At 66.5% G+C, this 14,797-nt stretch carries 15 protein-coding genes; 7 read left to right on the top strand and 8 right to left on the bottom strand.

What is annotated here, in order from left to right; all coding sequences use genetic code 11:
* From VLR48_RS01765 to VLR48_RS01750, 4 genes are all read left to right on the top strand, one after another.
* Positions 1–788 (top strand): cysteine desulfurase family protein (locus VLR48_RS01765; protein WP_325290132.1); only part of this gene is annotated, 788 nt, incomplete at its 5' end.
* Between the two features lie 33 nt (positions 789–821).
* Positions 822–1,094 (top strand): aminotransferase class V-fold PLP-dependent enzyme, encoded by a 273-nt coding sequence (locus tag VLR48_RS01760; protein WP_325290131.1) that lies wholly within the window; start codon positions 822–824, stop codon positions 1,092–1,094.
* A gap of 79 nt (positions 1,095–1,173) precedes the next feature.
* Positions 1,174–2,346 (top strand): PLP-dependent aspartate aminotransferase family protein, encoded by a 1,173-nt coding sequence (locus tag VLR48_RS01755; protein WP_325290130.1) that lies wholly within the window; start codon positions 1,174–1,176, stop codon positions 2,344–2,346.
* A gap of 35 nt (positions 2,347–2,381) precedes the next feature.
* On the top strand, positions 2,382–3,299 hold the full coding sequence (locus tag VLR48_RS01750) for an alpha/beta hydrolase (protein ID WP_325290129.1): 918 nt from the start codon (positions 2,382–2,384) through the stop codon (positions 3,297–3,299).
* A 143-nt stretch (positions 3,300–3,442) separates the two neighbouring features.
* Here VLR48_RS01750 and VLR48_RS01745 read toward each other — a convergent pair whose 3' ends face one another.
* From VLR48_RS01745 to VLR48_RS01730, 4 genes are all read right to left on the bottom strand, one after another.
* On the bottom strand, positions 3,443–3,967 hold the full coding sequence (locus tag VLR48_RS01745) for a hypothetical protein (protein WP_325290128.1): 525 nt from the start codon (positions 3,965–3,967) through the stop codon (positions 3,443–3,445).
* Positions 3,968–3,975: 8 nt separating this feature from the next.
* A complete protein-coding gene (locus VLR48_RS01740; protein ID WP_325290127.1) occupies positions 3,976–4,947 on the bottom strand; it encodes a VTT domain-containing protein in 972 nt (323 codons plus the stop codon).
* 295 nt (positions 4,948–5,242) lie between these two features.
* Positions 5,243–6,055 carry a class II glutamine amidotransferase gene (locus tag VLR48_RS01735; protein WP_325290126.1) on the bottom strand — a complete coding sequence of 271 codons (813 nt, stop codon included), beginning with the start codon at positions 6,053–6,055 and terminating at the stop codon, positions 5,243–5,245.
* A gap of 128 nt (positions 6,056–6,183) precedes the next feature.
* A complete protein-coding gene (locus VLR48_RS01730; protein WP_325290125.1) occupies positions 6,184–6,759 on the bottom strand; it encodes a class I SAM-dependent methyltransferase in 576 nt (191 codons plus the stop codon).
* Between the two features lie 133 nt (positions 6,760–6,892).
* Here VLR48_RS01730 and VLR48_RS01725 point away from each other — a divergent pair, with 133 nt between their 5' ends.
* From VLR48_RS01725 to VLR48_RS01715, 3 genes are all read left to right on the top strand, one after another.
* Positions 6,893–8,338, top strand: coding sequence for a TrkH family potassium uptake protein (locus tag VLR48_RS01725; protein WP_325290124.1), 1,446 nt, complete (start codon positions 6,893–6,895; stop codon positions 8,336–8,338).
* Between the two features lie 81 nt (positions 8,339–8,419).
* On the top strand, positions 8,420–8,671 hold the full coding sequence (locus VLR48_RS01720; RefSeq protein WP_325290123.1) for a type II toxin-antitoxin system prevent-host-death family antitoxin: 252 nt from the start codon (positions 8,420–8,422) through the stop codon (positions 8,669–8,671).
* Entirely contained in the window at positions 8,655–9,032 is a 378-nt protein-coding gene (locus tag VLR48_RS01715) for a type II toxin-antitoxin system VapC family toxin (protein WP_325290122.1), read from the top strand. Before VLR48_RS01720 ends, VLR48_RS01715 begins: the two co-directional genes overlap by 17 nt.
* 276 nt (positions 9,033–9,308) lie before the next feature.
* Here the strand turns inward: VLR48_RS01715 and VLR48_RS01710 are convergent, their stop codons facing one another.
* From VLR48_RS01710 to kdpB, 4 genes are all read right to left on the bottom strand, one after another.
* Positions 9,309–10,028: a response regulator gene (locus VLR48_RS01710; RefSeq protein ID WP_414718565.1), complete on the bottom strand. Its 720-nt coding sequence runs from the start codon at positions 10,026–10,028 to the stop codon at positions 9,309–9,311.
* Between the two features lie 12 nt (positions 10,029–10,040).
* Positions 10,041–12,758: a sensor histidine kinase KdpD gene (locus tag VLR48_RS01705; protein WP_325290120.1), complete on the bottom strand. Its 2,718-nt coding sequence runs from the start codon at positions 12,756–12,758 to the stop codon at positions 10,041–10,043.
* Positions 12,755–13,381 (bottom strand): potassium-transporting ATPase subunit KdpC, encoded by a 627-nt coding sequence (kdpC, locus tag VLR48_RS01700; RefSeq protein WP_325290119.1) that lies wholly within the window; start codon positions 13,379–13,381, stop codon positions 12,755–12,757. The genes VLR48_RS01705 and kdpC overlap by 4 nt, the downstream gene beginning before the upstream one ends.
* Before the next feature lie 199 nt (positions 13,382–13,580).
* A partial coding sequence (gene kdpB, locus VLR48_RS01695; protein ID WP_325290118.1) for a potassium-transporting ATPase subunit KdpB occupies positions 13,581–14,797 on the bottom strand: 1,217 nt, incomplete at its 5' end.

The raw sequence follows: 14,797 nt of genomic DNA, 5'->3' as shown, positions 1-14,797 counted from the left end.
CACCGATCGCCCCGGCCGTTGCGCGGTCGATGCAGGCGGCCATGGAGGATGCCTTCGGCAATCCGTCGAGCCTGCATTGGGCCGGCGAACCGGCACGGACGTTGGTCGAGCAGGCGCGCACGGAGGTCGCCGCGCTGCTCGGCTGCGCACCGCAAGAGATCGCCTTCACCAGCGGCGGGACCGAGTCCAACAACCTTGCGCTCAAGGGGATCTTCTTTGCCGCGCGTCGCGCGAATGCACATCTGATCACGAGCCGGATCGAGCATCCGGCCATCGCCGCACCGATGCGGTTCTTGGAAGGCTTGGGCGCCCGCGTCAACCGGCTCCCGGTCGACGGGCATGGCCTGCTCGATCCGGACGACCTGCGCCGGGCGATCCGACCCGAGACCATCCTGATCAGCCTGATGCACGCCAACAACGAGGTCGGCACCATCCAGCCGATCGCCGAGTGCGCGGCCATCGCGCGCGAGCACGGGATCCCCTTTCACACGGATGCCGCGCAATCCGTCGGCAAGATCCTGACCCGTGTCGATGATGGCATCGATCATCTCGGCGTCGACCTGCTCAGCATTGCCGGTCACAAGCTCTATGCACCCAAAGGGGTCGGTGCCCTGTACGTGCGCGCCGGCACGTCCCTCGAACCCCTTCTGCATGGCGCGGGACACGAGGGCGGGCGCCGCGCCGGTACGGAGAGCGGGCTCTTGACGACGGCCTTGGGCGCTGCCTGCCGCCTCGCGGCGGATCTCTCCGAGATGCCTCGGATCACCGCGCTTCGAGACCGCTTTTAGACGGCGCTTCAGGACCGTTTCGGCACGGGCGTCGTGCTCAACGGCCATCCGGACCTGCGCCTGCCCAATACGCTCAACTGCTCCTTCATCGGCGCCCGGGGCGGCGATATCCTGGCCGGACTGGACGGCGTGGCCGCATCCGCCGGCTCGGCATGCCATTCGGGGCAGACCGCGCCTTCGTCCGTGCTTCAAGCCATGGGCATCCCGGACCCGATCGCCCGCGGGGCGGTTCGCTTCAGTCTGGGGTGCGAGACCACCGACGAGGAGATCGATGCGGTTGTGCAGCGCCTGCCGACACGGCTCTAATCCCGTGCATCGTCGCTCGGCGCAACGGGAGCATCCGCGCGCTACCTCGACCGATCCCGACAGCCCAACGAGAGAATCCATGTCCGCACCCACCCGGAACCACCTGACCACCCGCTGCGTCCATGCCGGCGAGCGCACCGATCCGCACGGCAGCCCCCATACGCCGATCTACACCACGACGACCTTCGCCTTCCCCTCGACCGCGGCGCTGCTCGATGTCGTCGAGGGACGGGTCGCCGGCAGCCTCTATACGCGCTACGGCCTGAACCCCAGCATCATTGCCCTGGAGGAGAAGCTCGCGGCCTTGGAAGGGGCCGAGGCCGCGCTGGCATTCGCCTCGGGCATGGCGGCGGAGTCCGCGCTCTTCTTCGCTCACGGGCGCGAGGGCATCGTCTGTATCGGGGATGCCTATGGCGGTACCCTGGAGCTGATCGGTCAGCAATTGCCGCTGCTCGGGATCCCGACCCATCTCCTGCTCGGCCACGAGCTCGCGCAGCTCGACGGACTCCTCGCCGACGGCGCCCGCCTGGTCTTCCTTGAAACGCCCACCAACCCGGTCTTGGAGGTCTTCGACATCGCTGCCTTGGCCGAGCAGGTCCATGCCCGCGGCGCTCTGCTCGCCGTCGACAACACCTTCGCCTCGCCGGTCAATCAGCAGCCGCTGGCGCTCGGCGCCGATCTGGTCGTGCACAGCGCGACCAAATATTTGCGCGGACACAGCGACCTGACCGCCGGTGCTCTGATGGGGTCGCGTGCCCTGTTGGATCCGGTCTGGAACTGGCGTAAAAACCTCGGACAGATGCCCGCACCCGAGACGGCTGCCCTCCTGGCGCGCAGTCTGCGCAGCCTGGTGGTGCGGGTGAGGCAACAGTCGGCATCCGCCCTGGCCGTTGCTCGGGCGATGGAGGCCCATCCGCGGGTCGCCCGCGTCCTCTATCCGGGCCTCGCGTCTTGCCCCGGCCATGCCCTCGCGGCGCGGCAGATGAGCGGATTCGGCGGGATTCTGACCATCGAGATCGCCGGCGACGGCGCGGCGGCCACCGCGGTCGCCGATCGGCTCGAGCTGTTCGCGCTCGCCCCCAGCCTGGGCGGTGTCGAGAGCCTGGTCACCCAGCCCTGTACGACGACCCATCATGGCCTCACACCCGAGGAGCGCGCCCGACGTGGCATTTCGGACGCGATGCTGCGACTCTCCATCGGATTGGAGGACGCCGAAGACCTGATCGCCGATCTGCACCGAGCGCTCGGCTGACCCGACCAATTCATCAACCCCACGGAGACCACCGTATGAACCATCGCCTGAACAGCACCGGACCCGCTCTCGCCATCGGGCTGCTCGCCACCGCGCTGGCTGCCGGCACCGCTGCGGCCGAAGAGGTCACCCTGACCGACCGGGGACTTACCCTGAACGCCAACCTGGAGACGACCGGCACGGACTGGCAACAGGGCCCGGTGGTGCTCATGACCCACGGCACCCTCGCCCACGGCGGCATGGAGATCATGCAGACCCTGCAATCGGCCTTGCAGGAACGCGGAATCAGCTCGCTCTCCATGACCCTGAGCCTCGGTCTAGACAACCGCAGCGGCATGTACGATTGCGCGACGCCCCATACCCACCTGCACACCGACGCGGTCGGCGAGATCGGCGCCTGGCTCGGGTGGCTGCAGAGCCAAGGAGTCGAAGAGGTCGCCCTGCTGGGACATTCGCGCGGCGGCAATCAGTCGGCCCGCTTCGCAGCCGAGCACCCGGACGCCCCGCTCAGCGCCGTGATCCTGGTTGCCCCGCAGACCTGGAGCGAGGCCGCCGCGGTGCAGGACTACGACAAACGCTTTAGTAAGGCCCTAGAGCCCCAGCTCGAGCGGGCGCGTCTGCTCGATTCGGAAGGGCGCGGCGCCGAGATGCTCAAGCCGGTGGACGTCATTTATTGCGCGGAGACCGCTGCAACCGCTGCGGCCTTCCTTTCCTATCATGCGCCCGATCCCCGCATGGACACACCGAGTCTGATCCACGAGATCAAGGCCCCGGTCCTCGTGGTCGCCGGGAGCGAGGACGATGTCATCGAAGGACTGGTCGAGGCGGTGCAGCCCATGGCGGACGGCGAGCGCGTCAACCTGATCGTATTGGACGGTGCCGATCATTTCTTCCGCGATCTTTATGCGGAGGAGATTGCCGACGAAGTAGAGACGCTGCTCAAGGGTGAGTGAGGGTAAGTAACGGTTCAGAAAAACTTAGCCATTCCGCTTCATTCTGCCCCTCTCCCCAACCCCTCTCCCGCGAGGGGAGAGGGGCTAAGATGGATCCAATTGCCGAATTCAAGCTCGAGCGTGATCGTCCTGTGGTACCCCCATCACGGCTCATCCTTCGTGGTCTCGTCGGCATCGGGTTCCGCTAAACGACGGGTCGGCTCGTCGACCGGATAGCCGAGACAATGCGCGAGTGCCAGCCGCGTGTGCCGGGCGAGAAAGTCGCGTGACAAGCGGCGCTCGCTGAAGAGAAGGTGCTGGCTCGTTGCCTGGTCGAGGTAGAGCAGATCGTCCGGTGTAGGATTGAAGGGGCGGCGGCTGATGCGGGCGATGCGCCCCAGATTCAGGCCGCGCCCATCGTCGAGCAGGATCAGGTGCGGGGCCAGTCCTCGCGCCGGATCCGGGCGTGGGAAGTCGATGAGCCCGAGCAAGACGTAAGGCGTTCCCCCGAGATGCACACTGAGCTGAATCGGGCTCTCGACGACTTCCACCAGGTAGATCGTCTCCCCGATCGCGGTACGCAGCGTCTCGACCTGGCGATGGTAGTCGGCGGAAGGCCAGAGGCCTTCGGTCGCCGCATCGGGCATGTCGTCGGGATGCTGGGCGTCGGTGGTCGAGTCGGCTGCCATGATCGGCCCTAACGTCTATGTTCGACCGGCCAGCCGTTGGCGAGCCAGGCGGTCATGCCGCCTTGGACCACCTGCATCTGGCCGAAGCCGCGGCCAGCGAGCAGCGCGGCGGCCTTGGCCGAGCGGCGGTCGGTGCGGCAGACCAGCGCGATCGGCCGCTCAAGGTTTGATCCGAGCTCCTCGATCCGATCGGGCAGGCTCTCCAGCGGGATGTTGAGTGCCCCGGCGATATGGCCCTGCTCGCCGATGAAGTCCTCGGGCGTGCGCACGTCGAGCACCAGGATATCCTCGTCGGCGACGTCGAGACGGCGCTTGAGCCCCTCGATCGGCAGCATCGGTCGCTGACGCAACCGCGCCACCAGTCTCGGCAGGAAGGCCACCGCGGCGAGCAGCGCCAGTGCGATCAGGCCGTTGCGGATCAGACCCTCGCCGGCGATCGCCTCGCGGCCGGCGAAGCCCAGATAGGTATAGGCCACGGCGCCCGGCAGCATGAAGATCAGGGTTGCGAGCACGTAGGGCAGGAAGCGGATGCGTGTCAGGCCCAGCGCGTAGTTGAGCAGATTGAACGGGAACAGCGGCACCAGCCGGGTGAAGGCGACGAAGCGCCAGCCCTCGGCCTCGACCCCTTGGATGAGTCGCGCGAGCAGGCCCTTGGTGCGCGCCTGCACCCAGTCGCCGGCGAGATGGCGTGCAATGAGGAAGGCCAGCGCGGCGCCGAGCGTTGCCCCGAGCAGGTTGTACAGCGTCCCCCAGAGCGGGCCGAACAGGGCTCCGCCGGCCAGGGTGAGTACCGCGCCGGGCAGGAAGAGCACCGTGGCCAGCACATAGAGTCCGATGAAGATCAGCGGTGCCGCGGCACCGGCGCCGCTGACCCATGCCTCCAGTGCCGCGATATCCAGATGCTCGCGGTAGAGCAGCGCGGCGGTTACCGCAGCGATAAGCAGCAGGGCGCCTAGGGTGCGGAGAAGCGTGCGGTTCATGGCGGCCTCCGGTATCGGCTCGGCGAACGAAAAGGTCTGTTCAGCGGCGCCCTGCCACGCGGCATCTCCTCTCGAATTCGAACGGGGAGAGTCGCCTGCAGCGGTTCGGGTCATCTACAGGTCGCCGGAGATGCTGGCAGGTTCCACCAAAATAATCAACCTTATGGTTGAATATGTGACGGGCCGGTCGACCGAAACGGCGTTCCGTTTCCTTCCCGGGAAGCTTCGATGTCCTTTACGGTTGCCTTGTGTCGGTACCGCCCGTTGCTCCTTACAGCGGTGTCGGGAGCCATACTCAATCTCTTGCGCAGGCGAGACCGCCTCCATCCGCCGTTTCCGGCGCGCGCCTTGCTCCGTGCGGGCCGTTCGTGTCCGGCGTAGTCGCCAGGCTGGCCAGGATCTCGCCTCGGCAAAACACCAGGAGCTGATAGGGTCCCAACGCCTGCCAGTCGGTGGCCACCGGCAGCGGTTCGCTTGCGACGAGGTAGGCATTCAGGTCATGGTCGGCGAGACGGGCACCGTGCAACCGGTCGTGGGCATGGGCCAACAGCAAAGTGCCGTCGGTGAGCAGGAAATTGAATTGGCCTTTGGCCGCCACCACACGGCTGGCCGCGGCCAGGGCGTCGAACCACGGGGTCGCGTCGGCCGTGGATTGGTCCGCGAAGACGCGCGCGATCTCCTGCAAGAGGTAGCAGAACAAGGCCTCGGAATCGGTGGCGCCGTAGGGTCGGCAGATCCCGGCGTGGCGGAAGGGATCGGAGTCGTGCGCGGCATCGACCTTGCCGTTGTGGGCGAAGATCCAGTCTTGACCGCAGCAGTTGCGTACGAAGGGATGGGTGTTTTCCAATTCGAGCGCAGTGGGTGGATTGGCCTTGCGGACGTGCGCGATGAGGATCTCCGCGCGTAATGAGCGGGCAAGATCGGCGAATCTCGCGCTCGCAGCAGCGGCCTCGGGCGCCTTTTCCAGGCCGAAGCGGTCACGGTGTCGGTGGTAGACACCCCAGCCGTCGGGATTGTCTGCGGTCTCGCCGCCTCGCCGGGCGAACGCACACAGAATGTTTGCTAATCCGACCGGGTGGGCACTGCTCAGGCCAAGCAGCTTACACATCGAAGCGTCCTCCTGGTCTCATGTTCACTCCTCGCCGTGCAACGTCCGAGACGATGACCAAGACCCCCGGGGCTAGACCCGAGGTGCGGCTCTTGACGGTGGCAGCCGTTTTACGCTCATGAGAGGCGCTAGCCGCGCTCCGATGCCCCACCACCCTGGACCCTGCGCAGAATATAGAAGACATAGCCGCAGATCCCGGCCGCATCCGCCATCAGCGCGATCTCGCGCTCGGTCATGTCGGCGACGGCCTGCGCATCCGGATCGTCGGGGTGAGCGGCGCGGAAGCGCGGCAAGCGCGCCTGCATCGGACAGGAATAGTCGATCGTCCAGGCCTCTGCCGGCAGCGGGAAATGCCCGACGGGTTCCCACCCGAGGTTGCTTGCGGCAGTCAGGTTGTCTGCGACATTGCGCATTCCCGGGTAGCCCTCGCGCCAATAGTCGCGCAAGGCCGTCGGGGGATGATCGGTCAACCAGGACAGCTCCGAGACGACGAGCCAGCCGCGCGGGCGCAGCAGGCTGCGCCAGTGCGTCAGACCCGCCTCGAAGCCCATGATGTAGATTGCGCCCTCGCTCCAAATCAGATCGAAGGCGGCGCTTCGCAAGGGCAGGGCGTGCATGTCGGCGACCAGAGGTTGAATCCGCCCGTCGAGACCGCGCGCCTCTACCCGTGTCCGCAGCTCGTGGAGAAAGTGCGATTCCTCCAAGCGACTCGCAACGATCTCGGCTCTCGAAAGGCGGATTTAGAGCCGACCTGAATTTACGGACTTTTTACGGGAGCCGATGCCCGGGACATGGAAAATGTCTATCGATCACCTATCGGTTCGGATGTCCCCTCGCATGCAGGCCGCGCTGGTCGCTCGAACGCTCGGAATCTTTCTTGTTCTCTTCAGTGCGGCCTTGTTGCTGCCGCTGGCGGTTGCGCTCATCTATGCCGACGGCGAGGCGGATCACTTCGCGCTGTCCTTGTTGGTGAGCCTCTCTGTCGGCCTGATTCTCTGGCTGCCGACCCTGAAGCATCGCCAAGCGATGCGCAACCACGACGGGTTCGTCATCGTGGCCATGCTCTGGGTCGCGATGAGCCTGCTCGGCAGCCTGCCGTTGATGATCGGAATCGGGCTGGATCCGGCCGATGCGGTCTTCGAGTCGGTCTCCGCCTTCACCACAACCGGGGCGACCGTCATCGTCGGGCTCGACGATCTGCCGCAGTCGATTCTGTTCTTCCGCCAAGAGATGCAGTGGCTCGGTGGGATCGGTTTTGTCGTCTCGGCGATCGCGCTCCTGCCGATCCTCGGCGTCGGCGGGATGCAGCTCATGCGGGCCGAGACACCCGGACCGATGAAGGACGACAAACTCACGCCGCGCATCGCCCATACCGCGCGTGCACTCTGGATCCTCTATCTGTCGATCACGGGAGCCTGTGCGCTGCTCTATTGGATTGCGGGGATGACCCCTTTCGATGCGATCGCCCACAGCCTCACCACGGTCTCCACCGGAGGGTTCTCCACGCACGATGCGAGCCTGGCCTATTTCGACAGCCTTTTTATCGAGGGCATCGCCACGGTCTTCATGCTGATCGGCGGGATCAGCTTCAGCGTACATTTTCTGGTTTGGCAGCGAGTCTCGCTCCGCCCCTATTGGGATAGTCCGGAGGTCAGGGCCTTTCTCGGGGTTGTCCTCGGTGTCGTGCTGATCGCGACCCTGGTGCTCTACCTGGAAGGAGCGAAAGCCTCGCCGGGCGAGGCACTGCGCTACTCCGCCTTTACCGTCGCCTCGGTCATCACCAGCACCGGCTTCGGCATCGACGACTTCTCGGTGTGGCCCACGCTGCTGCCGATGCTCCTGATCTTCATCAGTTTTGTCGGCGGCTGCGCCGGCTCGACCGCCGGCGGCATGAAGGTCATCCGCTTCGTGGTCCTCGGCAAGCAGGTCGGCATCGAGCTGCGTCGCCTGGTTCATCCCTCGCACGTCCAACCGCTCCTGGTCGGGCGACAGGTGATCAAGGACCGGACATTGGAGGCGGTTTGGGCCTTCTTCGGGCTCTATGTAGCGACCTTTGTCGGGCTCATGATGGCCCTCATGACCCTGGGCATGGATGCGATCACGGCATTCGGGTCGGTAGCGACCTGCATGAACAACCTGGGTCCCGGGCTCGGCGAGACAGCAGCCAACTTCGCCGCCGTCTCGGACGCGGAGAAATGGATCTGCGCCCTGGCGATGCTGCTCGGGCGGCTGGAGATCTTTACCCTTTTGGTGTTGTTTACGCCGGGGTTTTGGAGGGATTGACAAGATCCGCAACACAAACACCATTTGCGCCTCTGAATCGACTTAGCTAAGATTAGCCAAAAATGACTTCGGAGGTATCCAATGCAAGTCAACATGTTGGAAGCCAAGAGCCAACTCTCCAGTCTGATCGTCGCGGCGGAACGGGGGGAGGAGGTTTTGATTGCCCGCAACGGCAAACCCATCGCTCGTATCGTTCCCTATTCGCCCCCCCGCGTGAAGTCGCCCGGCGCTTGGAAGGGGCTTGCGCCCTATTCCACCGATTGGCGATCGCCCGAGACCGATCAGGCGGTCGAACGACTCTTCGCCGGCGAAGACGATGCGCCTGCTGCTTGATACCTGCATCCTGTACGATTGGATGATGGATGCATTGGCCGATCCCGAGACGATCGCGCTGATCCAGCAGGAAGGGGCCTCTGTCAGCGCCGTTGCGGTCTGGGAGATGTCGATCAAGCACGCCTTGGGCAAGATGACGCTCCCGTCGCGCCGAATCGTCGAGGATGTCGGGGCTCAGGGATTCGGCTGGCTCAATATCACGCCGGGCCATGCCCAAGCCGTACTTGACCTCCCTGCGCATCACAAAGACCCCTTCGATCGTCTGCTGATCGCGCAGGCCCAATGCGAGGCGATGCAGATCCTCACCTATGATCGGCTGTTCCGCGACTACCTGCCGGAGACGCGGCTCGTACGCTGGTAGGTTGGGCGAAGCGCAGCGTGCCCAACGGCTCCCTACTTTCCTGGGGAGCCGGCCCCCCAGCCTCCTGCCGCCAGCCCCCTGCCCTTAGCGTCAGCCGTCAGATGAACGGTGTTCGGATTCCGATGAGTTCCTTCGGCCCGGGATTTCCGCTTACCTTCGTTATGATGGTGTGTACGCCCCAACGGCCCAACATCGATGCCGGCTTTTGGCTGATAGCTGAGAGCTGAGAGCTGAGAGCAGGAGGCTGGCGACAGGAGGCTGGCGGTTGGCGACCGCTCACCGCTCTCCGATAAACCGATACCCCACGCCCGGCTCGGTCTCCAGATAGCCGGGCTCGCTCGGGTCGTCGCCCAGCTTCTGCCGCAGCTTGCCGATCACGATCCGCAGATAGTGGGTGTCTTCGACATGGGTCGGTCCCCAGATCTCGCGCAGCAGTTGGGATTGGGTGACGACGCGGCCGGCTTGGGCGACCAGCGCCTGCAGGACAGCGTATTCCTTGCGCGAGAGATGGACGGGCGTCCCGTCGAGTGTGACCAGACGTAGGCCGAGATCGATCCGCAGGTGACCGTCGTCGAAGAGGCCGCCGGGCTTGGCCGTGTCGCCGACGCTGCGCAGCAGATTGCGCACGCGCGCCAGCAGCTCCTGCACGCCGAAGGGTTTGGTGACATAGTCGTTGGCGCCGCCGTCGAGGGCCAGAACCTTCTCGGTCTCCGAGTCACGCACCGAGAGGACAAGGACCGGGACCGACGACCAGGCGCGGATCTCGGCGAGGACCGCCTTGCCGTCCGCATCCGGAAGCCCGAGGTCGAGGATGACCAAGTCCGGGGTCTGGGTCGCGGCCAAGCCCAGACCCGCCTCCGCGTTGTCGGCCTCGATGACCCGATAGCCCTGGCTCTTGAGGCTGATTCGCAGGAAACGTCGGATCTGTTCCTCGTCGTCGATCACCAGGATGCGGGCGGTGGTCACGGCTGGTCTCTCCGCGGGTTTACCGCTGATCGGTTTCCGGAGTCATCCATCGGCCGTCTCCACGTCGGGATCCACACCTTCGGCGGCGGCGCTCGGGGGCATCTCGATGACCGGCAGCTCGATGGCGATGGTCGCCCCGCGGCCGCCGGGGCCGTCGAGCGCCTCGATCCGTCCGCCGTGCGCACCGATCATCCCGCTGCAGATCGCAAGGCCCAAGCCGCTGCCCTGCTTGCTGCGATCGCCCTTGCTCCCGGTGAAGAACATGTCGAACACCCGTTTGCGGTCCTCCTCGGGGATCCCCGGACCTTGGTCGGAGATGGTCAGGCGCAGACTCTCGCCGGCCCGCGTCGCCGTCAATCGAATCTCGCCGCCCGGCGGGGAAAAGCGCGCGGCATTCTCGATCACGTTGACCAGCGCCTGCTCGACGAGCGCGGGATGCACATAAAGCAGCGGCAGGTCCGGGGCGATGGCTCGGGTGACGCGCAGCCCCTGAAGCGGCTCGCGCAGACGTCGCAGCGCCGCGTTGATCAGATCGTCGATGCCGATCCAATCGCGCTCGATCCGCAGGGTGCCGTGGCCGAGTCGGGTCATATCGAGCAGGTTCTGGATGTAGCGATTCAACCGTTCGCCCTCGCTCAGGACGGCATCGAGCAGCTCGGCGCGGTCCTCCGGGGAGATCTTGTCGTCGAGCGCGCGCAGGCTACTGGCCGCACCGATCATGGAGGCCAGCGGCGTGCGCAGGTCGTGCGACACGGAAGACAAGAGCGCCGAGCGCAGCCGCTCGGTCTCCTCCGCCACCTTGGCCTGCTCCAGCCGATCGGCCAGCCGGGTCCGGGCCATGGCGAGTGTGGCCTGGCTGACCAGCACATCGAGCGCGGCCAACTGGGCGGACGAGACCTGCGGCGTGTCGGCGAGGTCGAGCCCGATCACGCCGAACGTCTCCTTCTCGATGGCCAGCGGGAGAAAGCGCCAGGTCAGGCCCGACAGGGTCTCGGTCCGAGCACCGCTGGGTTGACGATGGTCGTAGGCCCACTGAGCAGCCGCGCGCGCCTTGTCGTCCAGCACGGCCGCGCCTGCATCCGTATCCGATCCGATCGCTTCCCGCAAAGCGCCCGAGTCATCCGTCGGCGCGAGCAGGACGGTCCGCACGCGCAGGTACTCGGCCAGGGACCGCACCGTCTCGCGGCGCACGCTCGGCAGATCGGCGGCGGCCGTGAGACGCCGCCCGAGGTCCAACAATGTCTGGGTTTGGGCATTGGTCGCGCGCAGGGCGATCATCTGCCGACGCAGGCGACTCGCCAACTGACCTCCCGCCAATCCCATGAGCAGGAAGAAGATGATCGTCAGGAGCTCGTCCGTGCGGTGCATCAAGAAGGTGTAGCGCGGCTCGGTGAAGAGAAAGTTGTAGAGCGCGGCACTGACGAGTGCCGTGACCAGGGCCGGTCCGAGCGTGGAGCGCACCGCGACCCAGAGCACCCCGGCCAGGAAGACGAGCGACAGGTTGGCGAGGGGCAGGAGCGGCTCGAGGAGCGCGGCAAGCGTGCCCGACGCGGCGATGACGCCCGCGGCCACCAGATAGTCGCCCGCCGCGGCGAGCCGATGCCGACCCGGCTCGCGACGCCGCGCACGGGCGACGGAGGAGGGGACGAAGGTGATCTCGAACTCGCCCCCCTCGCGCAGCAGTCTCTGGCTCAGGGTCCGGCCGAGCAGCCCGACCAGCGGCCGGCTCCGACTGCGGCCCATCACCAGGGTCGTGACATTGCGGGCGCGCGCGTAGCTCAGGATCTCATCCACCGGATCCTGTCCGCGCAGCGTCACCACCTCGGCGCCCAGGCGCTCGGCGAGATGGAAGACCCGCTCCACCCGCGCGCGGCGCTCCGGGCCGCTGTCGCTCGCCTCGACATAGACCACGCTCCAGGGTGCACGCCGACGCTCGGCGAGGCGCCGCCCCAGGCGCACGACCTCCTCGTTGTTTCCCACGCCGTCGATCGCGACCAGGATCCGGGTGCGCACCGGCCAAGGGCCCTCGACGCCGCGTCGCCGCATCGCTGCGCGGACATCCAGATCGATGCGTTCGGCCACCGTCTGGAGCGCAAGCTCGCGCAGCGCCGCCAGGTTGGAGGGGCTGAAGAAACCGTCCAGGGCGGCGCGCGCCTGCTCGGGCACATAGACCTTGCCTTGCTTGAGTCGGTCGATCAGCTCGCTCGGGGTCAGATCCACCAACACCAGATCGCGCGCCTTGGTGATCAGCGCGTCCGGGACGGTCTCGCGCATGCGCACGCCGGTGATGCGCGCGACGGCGTCGTTGAGGCTTTCTAGATGCTGGATGTTGACCGCGGTCCAGACGTCGATACCGCGTCCGAGCAGCTCCTCGATGTCCTGATAGCGCCGCGGGTGGCGGGCGCCCGGGATGTTGCGGTGCGCGAGCTCGTCGACCAGCACCACCGCGGGGGCACGCTGCAGGATCGCATCCAGGTCCAGCTCCTCGAAGACCCGGCCGCGATAGGGGATGCGTTGCCGCGGGATCAGCTCCAACCCCTCGGCAAGGGCCTCGGTCTCCGCGCGCCCGTGGCTCTCGATCAGTCCGATCACCAGGTCGACGCCCTCGCTCCGGGCCTCTTGGGCGGCCTGCAACATCTTGAAGGTCTTGCCCACGCCGGGTGATGCGCCGAGGAAGATCTTCAGTCCGCCGCGACCCTCCTGCGCGACCTCCGAGAGCAGGGCCTCGGGATCCGGACGATTCGGGTCCGACTCCGTCACGGCGCCCCGCTCGGCCCGAGCGCGTCGAGCGCGAGGTTCAATCGCAGCACATTGACCCGAGGCTGTCCCAGCACGCCGAGGATCGGCGGCTCCACCTGCGCCGTCACCAGCTCGGCGACCGACGCTTCGGGCAGACCGCGCACCTCGGCGACGCGTGCCACCTGCATCCGGGCCGCCTCCGGGCTGATGTGCGGGTCGATGCCCGATCCAGAGGCGGCGATGAGATCCACCGGGATTCGCCCCGGATCGACACCGTACTCGGCGGCGAGGGCCTGCGCGGTCGTCTCCGCACGTGCCCGAAGCAGCGGGTTGCCGGGGGACAGATTGGAACCGGACACTTGGAAGGGGTCATACCCGGCCGCCGAGGGTCGACCCCGAAAATAACCCGGATCGAGGAAGGACTGGCCCACCAGCGTCGAGCCGGCGAGCGCGCCCTCGCGCTCGATCAGACTCCCGGTCGACTGGTGCGGAAAGAGCGCGGCCGCGGACCAAACGCCGATCAGGGGGTAGAGTCCCCCGCACAAGAGGATCAGCACCAGGGCTGCGCGCATGGCGGTCAGCCAGCGCGTCGCGGGGCCGTCGATGGGTAGTGCATGTCGGTGCGTTTGGCGTCGCGCAGTCATCGTAGGCTCCTAAAACCGTGTCCAGAGCGAGATGCTCATTTTCGAGTGAGCTCGACCTTTGGTGCATCCACAACCCTTCGCGGGACGCAGTTTGAAATGATCTATTTTTTAATCTTTTAAACCGCGCCGACTCCAGCGCTCGTCAAGTCTGCCGGGGCCGATCCCATCCAAGATCATCGCATACCGATCTGGGCGCGGTTTACATCACCAGACTCAGTCCGAGGTCGATCCCCTTGATGGCGACGAAGGGCAGCAGCAGACCGCCCAGACCATAGATCGCCAGATTGCGGCGCAGCAGCGCATCCGCGCTCGACGGGCGGATGCGTACCCCGCGCAATGCAAAGGGAATCAACAAGGGGATCACCAGGGCATTGAAGATGACCGCGGCCAAGACGGCGCTTGCCGGACTGTGCAGCTGCATCAGGTCCAGCGCCGCCATCGCCGGCATCCCGGCGACGAAGACCGCGGGGAGGATCGCGAAATACTTGGCGACATCGTTGGCCAGTGAAAAGGTGGTCAAGGCCCCGCGGGTGACCAGGAGTTGTTTGCCGATCTCCACCACTTCGAGCAGCTTGGTCGGGTCCGAATCCAGGTCGACCATGTTGCCGGCCTCCTTGGCTGCCTGGGTACCCGAATTCATCGCCAGGCCCAGATCGGCCTGGGCCAGGGCGGGCGCGTCGTTGGTGCCGTCGCCCATCATGGCGACCAGGCGACCCTCGGCCTGCTCGCGGCGGATCAGCTCCAGCTTCTGCTCCGGTGTCGCCTCGGCGACATAGTCGTCGAGCCCGGCCTCCGCGGCGATGGCTGCGGCGGTCAGTGCATTGTCGCCCGTGATCAGGACGGTGCGCACGCCGAAGGCACGCAGACGCGCGAAACGCGCCTTGATCCCCGGCTTGATGATGTCGGCGAGCGGGACGACGCCGAGCACCCGTCCCCGATCCGCTGCCGAATCGTCCGCGGGCAGCAGCTCGGCCACCACCAGCGGTGTCGCCCCGCCGCGCGCGACCTCCTCGACGACCCGGGTCGTCTCCTCCGGATAGATGCCCCCGTTCTCGGTGACGAAGCGCCGGATCGCGTCCGGCGCACCCTTGCGGATGCGCCCGCCGTCGGGCCGATCGATCCCCGAAAGCCGGGTGCGGGCCGAGAAGGGCATGAAGCGGTCATCGACACCGGCCGCCGCACTCGCCCCGCGTTCGCGGGCGAGGGCAACGATGGATTTGCCCTCCGGGGTCGGATCGGCCAGCGAGGCGAGCAGCGCGGCATCGCGCAGACGCGTCTCGGTCGCCTCCCCGACGGGGCGGAAATCCGTGGCATGGCGATCGCCGTAGGTGACGGTGCCCGTCTTGTCGAGCAGGAGGGTGTCGATGTTGCCCGCGACCTCCACCGCCTTGCCCGATTTGGCGACCAGATTGGCCC

It is taken from the genome of Thiocapsa sp. (assembly GCF_035467215.1).
In the GTDB taxonomy this organism is placed as follows: Bacteria; Pseudomonadota; Gammaproteobacteria; order Chromatiales; family Chromatiaceae; genus Thiocapsa.
The sequence above is the reverse complement of the archived record's forward strand: the minus strand, read 5'-3'. Positions and strand labels throughout refer to the sequence as shown.

Coding starts and splice junctions, on each gene's coding strand:
- VLR48_RS01745 (WP_325290128.1), bottom strand. CDS start 3,967: ATGGCAGCCGACTCGACCACCGACGCCCAGCATCCCGACGACATGCCC.
- VLR48_RS01725 (WP_325290124.1), top strand. CDS start 6,893: ATGCAGGCCGCGCTGGTCGCTCGAACGCTCGGAATCTTTCTTGTTCTC.
- VLR48_RS01750 (WP_325290129.1), top strand. CDS start 2,382: ATGAACCATCGCCTGAACAGCACCGGACCCGCTCTCGCCATCGGGCTG.
- VLR48_RS01755 (WP_325290130.1), top strand. CDS start 1,174: ATGTCCGCACCCACCCGGAACCACCTGACCACCCGCTGCGTCCATGCC.
- VLR48_RS01740 (WP_325290127.1), bottom strand. CDS start 4,947: ATGAACCGCACGCTTCTCCGCACCCTAGGCGCCCTGCTGCTTATCGCT.
- VLR48_RS01735 (WP_325290126.1), bottom strand. CDS start 6,055: ATGTGTAAGCTGCTTGGCCTGAGCAGTGCCCACCCGGTCGGATTAGCA.
- kdpC (WP_325290119.1), bottom strand. CDS start 13,381: ATGACTGCGCGACGCCAAACGCACCGACATGCACTACCCATCGACGGC.
- VLR48_RS01715 (WP_325290122.1), top strand. CDS start 8,655: ATGCGCCTGCTGCTTGATACCTGCATCCTGTACGATTGGATGATGGAT.
- VLR48_RS01720 (WP_325290123.1), top strand. CDS start 8,420: ATGCAAGTCAACATGTTGGAAGCCAAGAGCCAACTCTCCAGTCTGATC.